The following is a 15596-nucleotide window of genomic DNA, read 5'->3' as shown; positions in this document are numbered from 1 at the left end:
TCGCACCTACTCGGCCACGACGTAGGTATAGAGCCCGATACGCCCCCGCGCATCGATCTCCTTGTAGACGCCCTGGATCTCGACGTCGAAGCCCGGGAATGTGTTGAAGCAGGTCTCGAACATCTTGAGGTAATCGATCATGGGCTTGGCCCGTTCCGTCAGCCGCTCGCCGGGCACGATGGTGGCGATGCCGGGCGGATAGACCACGAACGGCGTGGTGGCAATACGGCCCGCGATCGCCTCGATCGGCAGATAATCCACATCGTTGCGGAACAGGTACCGCGCGGCGTCACGGGGCGACATCGCGATCTCGGGCATGTGCTCGGGCATGAACTGCCGCGCCTGGAGCGCGCTGACGTCGGCGGCGCGGAAGAAGCGATGCATCTCGCCGCAGAGATCGCGCAGGCGCACGCCGGCATAGCGCGCTTGCCGCCGCTGGTAGAACTCGGGAACGACGTCCTCGAACAGCGTATTGTCGTCGTGGAGCTTCTTGAAGGCGACGAGCCCGGAGATCAGCGTGCCGGCCTTGCTCGCCTCGACCCCGGGGGTGAGCAGGAAGAGCAGGGAGTTGAGGTCGTTCTTTTCCGGGACGATGCGGTTCTCGCGCAAATATTGCGCAACGACCGGTGCGGGGATGCCGTGCTCGGCATAGGCGCCGGTGGCACGATCGAAGCCCGGCGTGAGCAGCGTCAGCTTGTTCGGGTCGGTCATGGCAAAGCCCTCGGTGAGGCCGGGGAAGCCATGCCAATTGCCGTCGGGGGAAAGCTGCCAGAGCGTGGGATTGGTGGCGAGCTCGTCGGTCGAGAGGGTTTCCCAGGCGACGTTGTGCACGGCGCCGGGGCGGCTGACGTCGGGAATGGCGATACGGTCGGGAACGAAGGGCTCGAAGAACCAGCGTCGATCGGGGTTCTGCTCCTTCTCTTCGAACTCCCGGCGCATCGCCCGGATCTTCTTGCGCAGCTCGATGCCAAGGCGGATCGTGTCGTCCCACAGCACCTCGCCGGAGCGGCCCTTCATCATCTGTGCGCCGACGTCGAGCGAGGCGAACAGCGGATAGAACGGTGAGGTCGAGGCGTGCTGCATGAAGCTCTCGTTGAAGCGGCGGTGCTCGACGCGTCGCTTCTGGCCGCGGATGTGGCGGTCCTTGATGTGAATCTGCGAGGCCTGTGAGAAGCTGGCAAGCTGCTTGTGGGTCGATTGCGTCGCGATGATGCCCGGCGCCTCCGGAGGAAGGTTGGAAAGACCCATGGCGAAGCGGCCGGCATAGAGCGGATGGAACTTCATGAAGCCGGCCCAGGCCTCGTCGAACAGGATATAGTCGCAGAGATGGCCGATGCGCTCGATGATCATCTCGGCGCTATGGATCGAGCCGTCATAGGTGCACTGCTCGACGACCGCGACGCGGAACGGCCGCTCCTTGCGCCAGGCGTCCCTGTCGCTGACCAGCGGATGGTTGCGGATTGCCTCACGCAGGGCCTTCTCGTCGAGCGCGTCCCAGCGCATCGGGCCGATCAGGCCCCAGGCGTTGCGAACGGTCGGGACGTAGATCGGGATGCCGCCGTTGATCATCAGCGCGCCATGATGGGCGGCCTTGTGGTTGTTGCGGTCGAACAGCACGAGATCGCCGTCGGTGACGAGGGCACCGAGCGCCACCTTGTTCGAGGTGGAGGTGCCGTTGAGCACGAAATAGGTCTTTTCGGCGCCGAAGATCTGGGCGGCCTCCTTCTGCGCCTTGAGCGCCGGCCCTTCGTGGGTCAGGAGATCGCCGAGATCGAGCACGGAATTGTCGAGGTCGTCGCGGAACACGGACTCGCCGAGATGCTCGACGAAGACACGGCCGATCGGGCTGCGGCTGTAGAACGAGCCGCCATTGTGACCGGGACAGGTCCAGAGCTGATTACCTTCCTCGGCATAGTCGACCAGCGCACCGAAGAACGGCGTCTTCAGCGTCTCGGCATATTGCTTGAGACGGCTGATCAAGTTCTTGGCGATGAAGGGCGGGGTTTCCTCGGACAGGAAGACATAGCCGTCGATGAAGTCGAGCACCTCGACCGGCAGGTCCTCGAAGCGCTTGCGCCGGATCAGGAGGATGATCGGGAAGTCGAGGCCGCGGCGCCGCATCAGATTGATCAGCGCCGAGGTCTTGCCTTCCAGCCCCTTCTTGCCCCAGTCCACCACCATGCAGCCGATCGCGGCATCGGTCTGCACTGCGATCTCTGCGTCTTCGAGCCTGCGGGCCCGGACCACCTCGAAGCCGGAGCGCTGGATCTCCTCGATGATCTGGTTGAAGCGGACGCCTTCGAGATCGTCGGCATCGAACACGGGGGCGGCGAACAGGAAGTTGAAGCGCTTGAAATAGTCCATGGCGGGTCTCGAATGTGCAGAAGATACAGCTCTCTGCACATTCGATGACACCTGGATGACAGGCCCGAGTGCCACAGCGAGGTTGGCCTGCCGCTTTAGGCCAGCAGCTTGTCCAGCGTGATCGGGAAGCGCCGGATGCGCTTGCCGGTCGCATGATAGACGGCGTTCGCAATCGCCGCAGGCACGCCGACGATGCCGATCTCGCCGAGACCCTTGACACCCAGCCTGTTGATCCGCTCGTCCGGCTCGTCGACGAAAATGACGTCGATATCGTGAACGTCGGCATTCACGGGAATGTGGTACTCGGCGATGTCAGCGTTCATGATGCGACCGAAGCGGTGATCCATCACCGTCTCCTCGTGCAGCGCCATTCCGATGCCCCAGACCACACTGCCCATGATCTGGCTGCGGCCCGTCTTGGTGTTCAGGATGCGCCCGGCTGCGACCGCGCTCACGACCCGCGTGACGCGGATCACGCCGAGCTCCTCGTCGATCTTCACCTCGGCAAAGACAGCCGAATGCGTGTTGCGGGCATGCGACTTATCCTCCGCGAACTGGTTGAGCTTCTCCTTTTCGATCCGCTCGAGCTTGCCATGGCGCATTGCATCGGCGATCGAGACGGCGCGGCTCCTGTCGCCGGCCTTGGCGACGGTTCCGTCGACGAGAATGATGTCTGGCGCATCGACGCCGCCAAGTGGCGAGGCCGGCATCGCCTTGGCGTGACGGACGAGCTCCCGGCGAATCTCCTCGGCCGCTCCCAGCACCGCGTGTGCGCTCGAGGCGGCCATCCACGAGCCGCCTTCCACCGGCGCCTGCGGCAGAGTCGAGTCCGCGAGCCTGACGCTGATGTTCTCGATCGGCAGCCCGAGGGCATCGGCCGCCACCTGCGCCACGATGGTGTACGTGCCGGTGCCGATGTCGGACGCGGCGCAGGAGACCTCGGCATGGCCGTTGGCCGTCAGGACGATGCGGACGGCGACCGGCATCTGCAGTGCTTCCCAGACCCCAGTCGCCATGCCCCAGCCGACCAGTTCCTTGCCGTCGCGCATGGAGCGCGGCGCGGGATTGCGCTTGGCCCAGCCGAAGGCTTCGGCGCCGCGGGCGTAGCATTGGCGCAGCTGCTTGCTGGTGTAGGGCAGGTTCCCGCTCTGGTCGCGATCCGAGTAGCATTTCAGCCGCAGCTCGATCGGATCGAGCTTGAGCGCGACGGCTAATTCGTCCATGGCGCATTCCAGCGCGCAGACGCCCGATGCCGCGCCCGGTGCGCGCATGTCGCAGGGGGTGGCGACGTCGAGGTGGACGAGCCTGTGGGAGAGGCGGCTGTTGGGACTCTTGTAGAGCTGCTCCGCCCAGCCGGTATCGTTGCGCGAGAAATCCTCAAAGCGCGAGGTGACGGCAGTAGCTTCGTGGGTGACGGCATCGAGCGTGCCGTCGGGCTTTGCGCCCAGCGCAACGTGCTCGATGGTCATCGGCCGGTAGCCCAGGCTGTACATCTGCTGCCGTGTCAGCATGACGCGAACAGACCGCTTGAGTGCGAGCGCGCCAAGCGTTGCCAAGACGACCTGGTGCTGCGGCCGCAGGCCTGAGCCGAAGGCGCCACCGACATAGGGCGAGATCACGCGGATGTCGTCCGGTTTCTTGCCGAAAACGCTGCAGAGAAACTTCTGGACGTTCTGTACGCCTTGGGTCTTGTCATAGACAGTAAGCCTGCCGTTGTCGTCCCAGACGGCCGTCGTCGCATACAGCTCCATCGGGTTGTGATGCTCGCTCGGGATGACATAGTCCGCCTCGTGATGGAAGGCCGCCCGCGTCAGCGCTGCCGCGGCGTCACCGCGGGGCTTGTGCGGCTGATCCACTTTGGCAGCCCTGCCGCGTTCGGATTCGAGATCGGTCGCAAACGCCTCCTCGTCGTATTCAACGCGGACGCGCGTTGCGGCGAAATTGGCGGTTTCCCAGTCTTCGGCCACAACCAGCGCGATCGGCTGGCCGTTGAACTTGATCCTGTCGTCATAGAGGGGACGGAAGGGCGAGCCCTTCTCCGGCGCCACCTCGTCCTTCCAGGCCTCGTCCTTGTCGGCGAGGGGCGGGCGGTGCGCATGGGTGAGCACGTCGACCACGCCCTTCACTTTCAGCGCCTCGCTGGTGTCGAGGCGAGCGATGCGCCCGCGCGGAATGGTGGCCTCGATGACGAAGCCATGGAGGAGCCGGTCGGCTGAAAATTCGCCGGCATATTTGGCGGCACCGGTGACCTTGGCCCGGCCGTCGACGCGGGACGTTGGTGTTCCGACATAAGCGTTCATCGGGTCCTCACGCGATCTTCTTGTGAGCTTGTGACTGCGGCGTGGCACTTGTGGCTTGCATCAGCGTACGCACGATCGCTCGGCGGGCCAGCTCGATCTTGAATCCATTATGAGATCGAGCCGTTGCCCCCTGCAGCAGCAGGTCGGCGGCGCGACCGAAGTGATCCGGTGTTGCCGCCTGGCCGCGCAACGCCGCTTCGGCCTCGGGGCTTCGCCAGGGTTTGTGAGCCACGCCGCCGAGCGCCAAGCGCGCTTCGCTGATCGCGTTGCCCTCCAGTTCGAGCGCGGCTGCGACCGAGACCAGGGCAAAGGCGTAGGACAGCCGGTCGCGGATCTTCAGATAGCTGTAGTTCCGGGCAAAGCCGTGCGGCGCCAGCTCGATTGCCGTGATGATCTCCCCGTTGCCGAGATTCGTATCGAGATGCGGCGTATCGCCCGGAAGCCGGTGGAAATCGGTCAGCGCGATGCTGCGCTGACCCGAGGGGCCTGCGACATGCACCCGCGCGCCGAGCGCGGCCAGCGCCACGCTCATGTCGGATGGATTGGTGGCGATGCAGGATTTGCTGGTGCCGAGGATTGCGTGGTTGCGATTGAGGCCATCGATCGCCGAGCAGCCCGTGCCGGGACTTCGCTTGTTGCAGGGAGTCACGGTGTCATAGAAGTACGGACAGCGCGTTCGCTGCATCAGATTGCCGCCGACCGAGGCCATGTTGCGCAGTTGCGCGGAGGCGCCGGCCAGGATGGCGCTGGCGAGGAGGGGATAGCGCTGCTCGATCAACGGATGGTAGGCAAGATCCGAATTCGGCACCAAGGCGCCGATGCGCAGGCCGCCTTCGGCCGTCTCCTCGATGTCGCGGAGCGGCAGGCGCGAGATGTCGATGAGCCGGGAGGGCCGCTCGACGTTCTCTTTCATCAGATCGATCAGGTTGGTGCCGCCGGCAATCAGTTTCGCGCCTGGATCGGCGGCAAGGAGGCGAATGGCGTCGGCAACGTCGCTTGCGCGGGAATAATGAAAGTTGTTCATGACCGGCTCATCGCTTGCTCGATCGCTGCCACGATGTTGGGATATGCGCCGCAGCGGCAGAGATTTCCGCTCATCAGTTCCCGGATCTCGTCGGCATCTCCCGCACGGCCCTCGGCCAACAGGCCCGCGGCAGAGCAGATTTGTCCCGGCGTGCAATAGCCGCACTGAAAAGCGTCGTGGTCGATGAAGGCCTGTTGCAGGGGATGCAACGTGCCGTCCCTGGCCAGGCCTTCAATAGTCGTGATCTCCGCGCCGTCCTTCATGACCGCGAGCGTCAGGCAGGAATTGACCCGTCTTCCGTCAACCAGCACGGTGCAGGCGCCGCATTGGCCGTGATCGCAGCCTTTTTTGGTGCCGGTCAACTCCAGGCGGTCTCGCAGCGCATCCAGAAGCGTGGTCCACGGCACGATCTCCAGCGTACGCCTTTCGCCATTGATGACGAGGTTGATCGGAATGCGTTCGGGGATCGCAATGTCGGCCATCGTCTATTTCCTTGCGAAAAGGCCGAGCTGGACAAATTGGGAAGTGACGCGAGTATGCGTTGCCGCCGCTGGCCGATAGCGCCCAACGGATGACGGGTTGCTTGGTTCCGGATTGATTGTTTCGGTCGGACAGAGGAGGTCAGCGCTTTGCCTCGCCGAACACCACCGTCGGCACCGCGCGGTTGACGATCTCGCGCAGGGCGAAGCTCGACTGCACCCGCGCAACGCGGGGCAAGCGGGACAGCTCGGTGCGGTGGATTCGCTCGAAATCCTGGATGTCGCGGGCGAGCACGATGAGGATGTAGTCGTCGGTGCCCGACATCAGGAAGCACCGCACGACGGAGGGGCATTTCACCACCTCGGCCTCGAAGGCCTTGAGCGCCTCGTCGCTCTGGCTCTCCAGCGCGATGCGAACCAGCACGGTGGTGGTGAGGCCGAACTGGGCGAGGTCGAGCGTGGCCTGGTAGGCCTGGATATAGCCGTCGTCCTCCAGCGCCTTCTGTCGCCGTGCCAGGGCGGTGCTCGACAGGCCGATCTTGTTGGCAAGCTCGGTATGACTGGCGCGCGCATTGGTCGTGAGTTCCGCGAGGATCGCGAGGTCTTTCCGGTCGAGGGCCAAGGTTTCGTTTCCAGCGTGAAAGGACAGTTCGGCGCCGGAAACCGGCGCAGCGCGGGCGAAACTAGCGGATATTTGCACGAAACCAAACCGCCCCGGTCGCTACGATGAGAAGCGGAATCAATGCGTTGGTGAAGGAGCTCAAGATGCGCGTCGGTGTTCCCAAGGAGATCAAGCTACAGGAATATCGCGTCGGGCTCACCCCGGGGGCCGTCCGTGAATATGTCGCGGCCGGGCATCAGGTGACGGTCGAGACCGGCGCCGGCGGCGGCATCGGCGCGTCCGACGAGGTGTATCGGCGGGCGGGGGCGACCATTGCCGAGAGCGCCCGCGACATCTTCGCCAAGTCCGACATGATCGTGAAGGTGAAGGAGCCGCAGAAAAGCGAATGGGCCCAGCTTCGAGAAGGGCAGATTCTATTTACTTATCTTCATCTTGCGCCGGATCCGGAGCAGGCCAAGGGCTTGCTTGCCTCCGGCTGCACCGCCATCGCCTATGAAACCGTCACGGACGCGAACGGTCACCTCCCGCTGCTCGCGCCGATGAGCGAAGTCGCCGGCCGCCTCGCCATCGAGGCCGCCGGCGCCGCGCTCAAACGTTCAGCCGGCGGCCGTGGCCTGCTGCTGGGCGGTGTGCCCGGCGTGCAGCCGGCCCGCCTCGTCGTGCTTGGCGGTGGCGTGGTCGGAACGCAGGCGGCCCGCATGGCCGCGGGCCTTGGTGCCGAAGTCACGGTGATCGATCGCTCGCTTCCTCGGCTGCGCCAACTGGACGATCTCTTTGCCGGACGGGTGCGCACCCGCTTCTCGACGATCGAGTCGGTTGAGGAGGAAGTGTTCGCCGCCGACGTCGTGATCGGCGCGGTGCTGGTCCCGGGCGCCAGCGCACCAAAGCTGGTCACGCGCGCCATGCTGACATCGATGCGGCCCGGTGCCGTGCTGGTCGACGTCGCGATCGACCAGGGCGGCTGCTTCGAGACCTCGCATCCGACCACGCATGCCGACCCGACCTATGAGGTGGATGGCGTCGTGCACTATTGCGTCGCCAACATGCCGGGCGCGGTGCCGGTGACGTCGAGCCAGGCACTGAACAACGCCACGCTGCCGTTCGGCCTGATGCTGGCGACCAAAGGCTTTGCCGCGGTGCTGGAGAATCCGCACCTGCGCAACGGGCTGAACGTCCATCGCGGCCGCATCACCAACAAGGCGGTAGCGGAGAGCCTCGGGCTGGAATTTGCTCCCGTGGAGAGCGGGTTGGCGGCCTGAGTAGCCGCAACCTCCGTCATTGCGAGCGCGATTCAAGGGCTTCGACCAGAGTCAGAGCTACCTCACCCCTTCGTCAGTCTGTACTGACTGAGATCCGGGTCGTGCGTCATGCGCCAGTAATCCACGAAGCGCCAGGGCATCGCCGAAAACACGCGGCCACTCGAATTGCGATAGTAGGTGCTCATGCCCTTGTGGGTCCAGATCATCGCCTCGTGCTCGGCGTCGACCTTCCGGACATAATCGTCGAGCACGTCCTGGCGAACATCGATCGCGGTGACGCCTTGCTCGATCATCTCGACCAGGCACGCCGAGATGTAGCGGCTCTGGCATTCCGACTGGAAGATGACGCTGCCGCCATGGGCGGGACCGGAGTTCGGTCCGAGCATGCAGAAGAAGTTCGGGAAAGCGGGCACGGTGAGGCCGAGAAACGCGGTCGGATTGTCGTTGGCCCAGGCCTCGCGCAAATCCTTGCCGTCGCGGCCAGTGATGTTGAGACGGGCCGCCATTTCCGTGACCTTGAAGCCGGTCGCGACCACGATGATGTCGGCGGGACGGTGCCTGCCGTCTGCAGTGACGATGCCGGTCTCATCGAAATGGTCGATCGTGTCGGTGACGAGCTCGACATTGTCCCGCCTCAAGGTCTTGAACCAATTGTTGTCGAGCAGGATGCGCTTGCCATAGGGCGGATAGGTCGGCACGCATTTTTCGATCAGGTCGGGACGGCCCTGCAGCTCCGACAAGATGAAGTCCGTCAGCTCCTGACGGTGCCGGTCGTTGCCTTTGTTCACCGCGCGCTCGGGATGCGGCCAGGCCGGGTCCTTGCGCAGGAACGGCAAGAGGCCGTCGCCATAGCGCCAGAACATGTTGAAGCGGTACCACTGCACATAGAAGGGCAGATGCGCCAGCAGCCAGCGCGCGCCATCGCTGATCGGATCCGCGTAGCCCTTCACCGGCCGCGCCCATTGCGCGCTGCGCTGATAGATCGTGACCGAGGCAACACGGCTGGCGATCGATGGCACCAGCTGCATCGAGGTCGCACCGGTGCCGATCACGGCGACATGCTTGCCGTCGAGCTCGATGTCGTCCGACCACAGCGCCGAATGCAGGACCGTGCCCTTGAAGCTGTCCTCGCCCTTGAAGCGAGCGCGTGAGGGATCGTTGAGCTGGCCGATGGCCGAGACCAGCGCGGTGGATTCAAACGTCTCTTCGCCGTCCTTGGTCTTCAGCGTCGAAATCCAGCGCTTCCTCCCCTCGTCCCAGCGCGAGCCAGTCAGCTCGGTGTTGACGCGCAGATGCTTGCGGATGCCGTATTCCTCCGCGACCTTCTGGAGGTAGCCGAGCAATTCCTCGCGCTGGCAGAAATAGCGCGTCCATGCATTGCCGGAGCCGAACGAGTAGGAATAGGAATGGTTCGGCGTATCGACGCCGCAGCCGGGATAGCGATTGATCCACCAAGTGCCGCCGAGCTCGGCGTTCTTCTCGACGATGGTGTAGGGGATGCCGAGATGGCCGAGCGCCACGCCAAGCGCAATGGCGCAGACGCCAGCGCCGACGATCAGGACGTGCTGCTCGGCGAGCTTCTTGTCGGAGGGGCGGCTGGTCCAGCGCGCCTCGCGCGGCACAAAGCCCATCTCCTCGCGCATCAGAGGAGCATATTCCGGTGCCACGTTCTCGCCGAGGCAGGCACGCATCATGTTCAGCAGCAGCTCTTCGCCGGGATCGGTGATGACTGGCTTCGGCGTGCCACTGGCGAACAGCTTGACCACCGCCGCGCGGATTTCGTCCTGGATCTTGGGGGGGACGCCGGCCTCGGGATCCGGAATGAGGCGGATGTCGCGCTTGGGCAAGTATGGCGGCGCGAGCCATTTCTCGTCGCCGGTCATATGCACCAGAACCATCAGGAGACAGCGGATGTCGCCTTCGGCAATGGTCGAGGCAAGATTGAGCGGCCGGTGCGGAGATTCGATGTTCATGGCGAGTCCAGGTCTTCGGGCGGATTGAAGAGGCCGCGCGTCATCAGCTTGCGATAGGCGGATATCACGTGGTCCGGCACTGCCGTGACGCCGCCGGCCGAATAGGAGTAGCGACGGCTGAGATAGCCGCGCGCGCCCATCAGCATGTGGACGATCGCCTCGAACTCATCGTCGTTGTAATCCGCGATGGCGCCGGCGAGGCGGGCGCGGCGCAGGATGCGGACATAGGCGACCGAGATGTTGTCGAGATGCTTCTGATAGCCAATCGGCGCAAAGAACTCGGCCTCGTTGAGGATGCGCAGGAATTCCGGCACCTCGCGGATGAAGTCGAAGAAGGCGGAAAACCGCTCGATCTCCTGCCGCGCCGCGTGCGCATTACCGGTGCGGGCGCGGATGAACCGGACCATGTCGAGGCCGATGTTCGGCAGCAGTTGGTCGAGCAGCTCCTGGCGGTTCTCGAAATGATTGTAGAAGGTACCTTGCGCGACGCCGGCCTGTTCGGTGATACGGGCGACGGAGGCTTCGGCGTAGCCGTGCTTGCCGACGACCTTGGTCGCGGCGTCGAAGATCTTCTGCTTGGTCCAGGCGTTGCGCTCGACGCGGTTGAGCTTTGTGACCTTCGCGATGGCTGGCCCTTGCGTCATGCCACGGTCTCTAGTTCAGCGCGCAACACGCGCTTGAGAATTTTTCCCGACGGGTTGCGCGGGAGGCTGTCGCGGATGATCAGCTGTTTCGGCACCTTGAAGCTCGCCAGCCGAGCACGGCAGTGCTCGGTGAGGGCAGGGAGCTCCAGCGCGGCACCCTCCGCCAAGACCACGATGGCGACCGGCCGCTCGCCCCAGCGTGCGTCGGAGAGGCCGATCACCGCGACTTCGCGCACTTCGGGCAATTCATAGATGACGCGCTCGATCTCGGAGGAGGCGATGTTCTCGCCGCCGGAGATGATCATGTCCTTCTTGCGGTCGGTCAGATACAGGAAGCCCTCGTCGTCGAGATAGCCGACATCGCCGCTGCGAAACCAGTCGCCGAAGAAGGCGGACGCCGTCTTCTCCGGGTCGTTCCAATAGCCGCGCGTGATCTTTGGTCCGCGCAGGCAGATCTCGCCGTTGACATTGGGCGGCAAGGTCTTGCCGTCCTCGTCGCGGATCTCGATCTCGACATGGGCGATGGCGCGGCCGGTGGAGCCGATCTTCTCGATCTCGCGCCCGGCCTCCATGAAGGTGTCGCCGCCGACGGTCTCGGTGAGGCCATAGGCATCGATGTAGCGCGCGTTGCGGAAGAGTTCCGAGAAGGCGCGGATGCGCACCTCCGGTGTCTTTTCGCCGCCGCCGATGGCCCATTGCAGGCTGGAGACGTCATAACGGTCACGCGTCGGGCAGGTGAGCATCGCCGTGGTCATCACCGGCGCGAACCAAGCGGCGTTGGGCTTGTCCTCGGCGATTGCCGCAAGCGCGGTCTCCGGCTCGAAGCTGCGCTCGATGCGGAGGAAACCGCCATGCCAGAGCACGGCGATGCCGGGCAGGTCGAGCGCGCCGACGTGGTAGAGCGGACCGACGACGAGAAGGCGCGTGCCGGCACTGAGGCCGAGCGCGATGGTCTGGTCCGCCGACTTCCAGTAGAAATTATCGTAAGAGAGCATCACGCCCTTGGGGCGGTCGGTCGTGCCGGAGGTGTACATCAGCCGCATCAGGTCGGATGGCCGACGGACATGCATGGAGGCGGGCGGCGCGTCGCCTGCCAGATGCGTGACGCTCTGCTGAGCAGTCTCGTCGAGCACGACGATCCTTGTGCCCGCGGCATTCGCAGCCAATTCCTCATCGACGATCAGAAGCCGCGCGCCGGCATTGCCGACGATGTAGCCGACCTCCTCGCGCGAGAGGCGGAAGTTGATCGGCAGAAACACCGCGCCGAGATGGCTGGTGGCGAAGACGAGCTCCAGGAACGCCGCGCTGTTCTTCATGAGCACGGCGAGGACGTCGCCGGCGCCGATACCCTGTGCGGCGAGCCAGCCCGCCACCGTTCGGACCCGTCGATCGAACACCGCGTAGGAAATCTCCTCGCCGCGATATTTCAGCGCGGGCCGATCCGGCGAGCGCCTGGCGTGAAAGGCGATGAAGCTCGAAAGATTGATCATTTCGCGGATGTTGGGCCCGTCGCAGGCCTCGACTCCTCCCTCGATGAATTCTGACTCGTAATTCATCTTTGGCTTGACGTCACCCCCCACCCTCTGAAATCCTCGGAAACACGGAGACGAGACGATCTCCGACAGGGATCAGGAAACGCCGACCCGAAAGAGGGAGGGGAAAATGAAGAGAACCCGCACGCCGGGCATCAGTCGCCGTTCAACACTGGCGCTGATGGGAGCCGGTGCGATGACGTTTGCCGCGCCGTGGGTGGCGCGTGCGCAAGCCAAGACCATCAAGATCGGCATGCCGACGATCCTGTCGGGCCGTGTGGCGCAGCTCGGCACCTCCTCGCGCAATGCGGTGATGCTCGAGGTGGAGAAGGTCAACGCTGCCGGCGGCTTCGCCGGGCGCCAGATCGAGATGGTGATCCGCGACTCCAAGGGCCAGCCGCAGGAAGCCGCCCGGGTCGCGCGCGAGCTCGTCAACACTGATGGCTGCGAGCTGCTGCTCGACGGCGAGGCATCGTCCGGATCGTTCGCGGTGCACGAGGTCGCGCGCGATCTCGGTGTGCTCTGCATTCACACCTGCTCGGAAGCGTCCTCGCTCACGGCCGATCCCAAGCAGCATATCCCCAATGCCTTCCGCTGCGTGCGCCAGGGCATCCACGATTCCATCGTCGGCGGCAGCTACGCCGCCTCGATCGCCAAGGCCAAGGGCCTGAAGAAGTGGGCGACGTGCTCGCCTGACTACGCCTATGGCCGCGATACCACCGGCGAGTTCACGCTGTATCTGAAGCGCTTCGCGCCCGACGTCGAAATCATCAGCGAGTCCTGGCCAAAGCTGTTCCAGCCCGACTACACCGAGGTGGTGACCAAGATTTTGCAGGCCAAGCCGCAGGCGCTGTACTCATGCCTGTGGGGCGGCGATCTCACTTCCTACATCGACCAGGCCAACATCTACGCGATGTTCAGCCAGATGGAGGTGTTCGCGGTCAACATGGCCGACTACACCGCGCTCACGGTGGTGAAGAACCTGCCCAAGGGCATTCACTCCGGCAACCGCTACATCAAGACCTTCCCGGCCACGGCGGAGAACGCCGCCTGGGGTGATGCCTACAGGGCCAAGTACAACGAATATCCGACCAACTGGTCATGGCAGAATGCCACGGCCGTGATGTTCCTGGCCGAAGCTGCCAAGAAGGCGAACTCGGCGGACGGCAAGAAAATCGCGGAAGTCCTGAAGGGCCTCACCATCAAGTGCCCGTTCGGCGCCGACGGCACGGTGACGATGCGCGGCGACGACCACACGCTGGTCGGCTATGCCATCGGCTGGGGCACCACGATCCCGCAGGAGCCCTATGTGCCCGAGGTCAAGGCCGGCGACTGGAAGACCATCTTCGAGCTCGAGGCCGAGTGGAAGAAGAGCAAGGGTTACACCTGATCCGAGCCACGGCGGAGACGGATGGCCGTCTCCGCCGTTTTCGTTGGCCTCCTCGCGCCGCGTCAGGCGCACTGCAATGAAAGTGCTTCCGTGGACATCGACGCGCTTGCCGGCTGCCTTGCCAGCTCCGCCTGCCTGGTGACGCAGACCACCAGCGGCCTCATCATCGGCATGCTCCTGTTTCTCGTGGCGGTCGGGCTGACGCTGATTTTCGGCGTGCTCAAGGTCGTCAATTTCAGCCACGGCGCCTTCTACATGTTCGGCGCCTATTTCGCGATGACGACTTATCAGCTCACGGAAAGTTTCGCGCTCGCGATGCTGGCGGGGGCTGCCGGCACCGCGATTCTCGGCCTGATCTTCGAGCGCGTCTTCATGAGCCGCGTCTACGGCGCCGATGTCCTGATGCAGCTGCTCGTCTGCTATGCCTTCGTGCTGATCTTCGACGATGTCGTGCGCATTATTTGGGGACCAGAGTTCAAGTCGATGGGCATGCCGTCCGCATTCCAGGTGATGCCGCTGTTCATCGCCGGCGGAGTGGTGCCACCCTATTATCTGCTGCTGATCGGCGTTGCGCTGGTCGCGGCCATCGTGCTTGGCGCGGGCCTGTCGCGTACACGCATCGGCAAGGTGATCCGCGCGGCTGCGCACAATCCCGGCATGGTCTCCGCGCTCGGCATCAACACCGGCCTGATCTATGGTGGCGTGTTCGCGCTCGGGGGCATGCTGGCGGGGCTTGCCGGTGCGCTGGCGGCACCGGTGCGTTCGCTCACACCAGGGATGGGATTCTCGGTGCTGATCGAATCCTTCATCGTCACGGTGATCGGCGGCATGGGCTCGATCCTGGGCGCGCTGATCGGCGCGCTGCTGCTCGGCCTGATCCGCTCGTTCGGCTCGCTCGGCTTCCCCCTGTTTACCGAAGGCCTGATGTACCTGTTCATGGTGATCGTGCTGATCTCAAAACCCACCGGCCTGTTCGGCAAGGAGGCGGCATGACCGAGCTGGAGGCCGGACGCGCCGAGACGCTGGCGCCGGTGCGCAGCGGGGCGGCGCTTCATCGCTATCGCGACGTCCTGATTGCCTTGACCGCCTTCGCGGTGTTGGCGAGCCTGCCGCTATTCACCGGCAGCAAGGCGCTGCTCGATTTCGTCATCCGCTGCTCGGCATACGGCCTGTTCGCCACCTCGCTCAATTTGCTGGTCGGCTACACCGGCCTGACCTCGTTCGGCCATGGCATGTTCTTCGGGCTTGGCGCCTACAGCTTCGGCCTGATCATGCAGAAGCTCGCCGTGCCGATTCCGGTTGCCTTCGCGGCGACGCTGGCGATTACCGCGGTCGTTGCGGCAATCATCGGCGCGATCTGCGTGCGGCTGAAGGAGATCTATTTCGCCTTCGTCACGCTCGCCTTCCAGATGCTGATCCATTCGACCATCCTGTCCTGGGCATCCTTCACCGGCGGCGACCAGGGCCTGCGCGGCGGCATCCCGCGCCCGGCGTTTTTCGGCATCGACCTTTCCAACCACGTCCATCTCTACGTCGCGAGCTGCGCGCTGCTGATCCTCGGCCTGCTCGCGATGCGCCAGATCGCGCAATCGCCGTTCGGTTACACCTTGCGCATGATCCGCGACAATGCCGCGCGCGCAAGCTTCCTCGGCATCGACGTCTGGCGCGCAAAACTCACCGTGTTCGTGCTGGCGGCACTGTTCGCGGCGATGGGCGGCATAGTGATGGCGCTGTTCGTCTCGGGCGCTTATCCCGAGTTCGCCTATTGGACCATCTCCGGCGAGGCGATCTTCATCAACATGCTCGGCGGCGTCTCGACCTTCCTGGGGCCGATGGTCGGCACCGTGCTCTTGCTACTGCTCAACGACACCGTGACGCGGTTCACCGAGTATCACGGCATCGTGCTCGGCGTGGTCATCCTGTTCTTCGCGCTGGGCCTGCGCAAAGGCCTGCTCGATTTCGTCGCCGAATGGGTCGCGCACCGACGCGACGCAGGCGAGGGGCGCTAG

At 64.4% G+C, this 15596-nt stretch carries 12 protein-coding genes; 4 read left to right on the top strand and 8 right to left on the bottom strand.

Going from position 1 to position 15596, the window contains the following annotated elements; all coding sequences use genetic code 11:
* Positions 1 to 6 precede the first annotated feature (6 nt).
* From P6U31_RS23670 to P6U31_RS23650, 5 genes are all read right to left on the bottom strand, one after another.
* Complete coding sequence (locus P6U31_RS23670; protein WP_407184185.1) at positions 7 to 2364, bottom strand: Orn/Lys/Arg decarboxylase N-terminal domain-containing protein; 2358 nt, start codon at positions 2362 to 2364, stop codon at positions 7 to 9.
* 95 nt (positions 2365 to 2459) lie between these two features.
* Entirely contained in the window at positions 2460 to 4664 is a 2205-nt protein-coding gene (locus P6U31_RS23665) for a xanthine dehydrogenase family protein molybdopterin-binding subunit (RefSeq protein WP_407184184.1), read from the bottom strand.
* A gap of 7 nt (positions 4665 to 4671) precedes the next feature.
* On the bottom strand, positions 4672 to 5688 hold the full coding sequence (locus P6U31_RS23660; protein WP_407184183.1) for an FAD binding domain-containing protein: 1017 nt from the start codon (positions 5686 to 5688) through the stop codon (positions 4672 to 4674).
* Positions 5685 to 6170 (bottom strand): (2Fe-2S)-binding protein, encoded by a 486-nt coding sequence (locus P6U31_RS23655; RefSeq protein ID WP_407184182.1) that lies wholly within the window; start codon positions 6168 to 6170, stop codon positions 5685 to 5687. The genes P6U31_RS23660 and P6U31_RS23655 overlap by 4 nt, the downstream gene beginning before the upstream one ends.
* 139 nt (positions 6171 to 6309) lie before the next feature.
* Positions 6310 to 6789 carry an Lrp/AsnC family transcriptional regulator gene (locus P6U31_RS23650; protein WP_407184181.1) on the bottom strand — a complete coding sequence of 160 codons (480 nt, stop codon included), beginning with the start codon at positions 6787 to 6789 and terminating at the stop codon, positions 6310 to 6312.
* A 143-nt stretch (positions 6790 to 6932) separates the two neighbouring features.
* Between P6U31_RS23650 and ald the strand changes: the two genes are divergently transcribed.
* A complete protein-coding gene (gene ald / locus P6U31_RS23645) occupies positions 6933 to 8048 on the top strand; it encodes an alanine dehydrogenase (protein ID WP_407189928.1) in 1116 nt (371 codons plus the stop codon).
* A gap of 62 nt (positions 8049 to 8110) precedes the next feature.
* On the opposite strand, the gene P6U31_RS23640 is transcribed toward ald, so the two are convergent.
* Genes P6U31_RS23640 through P6U31_RS23630 form a run of 3 tightly spaced genes read right to left on the bottom strand, consistent with a single transcriptional unit; the run spans position 8111 to position 12155 of the window.
* Complete coding sequence (locus tag P6U31_RS23640) at positions 8111 to 10021, bottom strand: flavin-containing monooxygenase (RefSeq protein ID WP_407184180.1); 1911 nt, start codon at positions 10019 to 10021, stop codon at positions 8111 to 8113.
* Positions 10018 to 10665 carry a TetR/AcrR family transcriptional regulator gene (locus P6U31_RS23635; RefSeq protein ID WP_407184179.1) on the bottom strand — a complete coding sequence of 216 codons (648 nt, stop codon included), beginning with the start codon at positions 10663 to 10665 and terminating at the stop codon, positions 10018 to 10020. Before P6U31_RS23635 ends, P6U31_RS23640 begins: the two co-directional genes overlap by 4 nt.
* Positions 10662 to 12155 (bottom strand): AMP-binding protein, encoded by a 1494-nt coding sequence (locus tag P6U31_RS23630; protein WP_407189927.1) that lies wholly within the window; start codon positions 12153 to 12155, stop codon positions 10662 to 10664. The genes P6U31_RS23635 and P6U31_RS23630 overlap by 4 nt, the downstream gene beginning before the upstream one ends.
* Before the next feature lie 172 nt (positions 12156 to 12327).
* Between P6U31_RS23630 and P6U31_RS23625 the strand changes: the two genes are divergently transcribed.
* The 3 genes from P6U31_RS23625 (at position 12328) to P6U31_RS23615 (ending at position 15596) form a co-directional block, all read left to right on the top strand.
* Positions 12328 to 13587: an ABC transporter substrate-binding protein gene (locus tag P6U31_RS23625; RefSeq protein WP_407184178.1), complete on the top strand. Its 1260-nt coding sequence runs from the start codon at positions 12328 to 12330 to the stop codon at positions 13585 to 13587.
* Positions 13588 to 13677: 90 nt separating this feature from the next.
* On the top strand, positions 13678 to 14580 hold the full coding sequence (locus P6U31_RS23620; RefSeq protein ID WP_407184177.1) for a branched-chain amino acid ABC transporter permease: 903 nt from the start codon (positions 13678 to 13680) through the stop codon (positions 14578 to 14580).
* Entirely contained in the window at positions 14577 to 15596 is a 1020-nt protein-coding gene (locus tag P6U31_RS23615; protein ID WP_407184176.1) for a branched-chain amino acid ABC transporter permease, read from the top strand. The genes P6U31_RS23620 and P6U31_RS23615 overlap by 4 nt, the downstream gene beginning before the upstream one ends.

Origin of the sequence: Bradyrhizobium centrosematis, from assembly GCF_045571495.1 — a bacterium.
GTDB lineage: Bacteria > Pseudomonadota > Alphaproteobacteria > Rhizobiales > Xanthobacteraceae > Bradyrhizobium > Bradyrhizobium centrosematis.
Note: the sequence above shows the minus strand (reverse complement) of the source record. Positions and strands in the feature narration are given on the sequence as shown.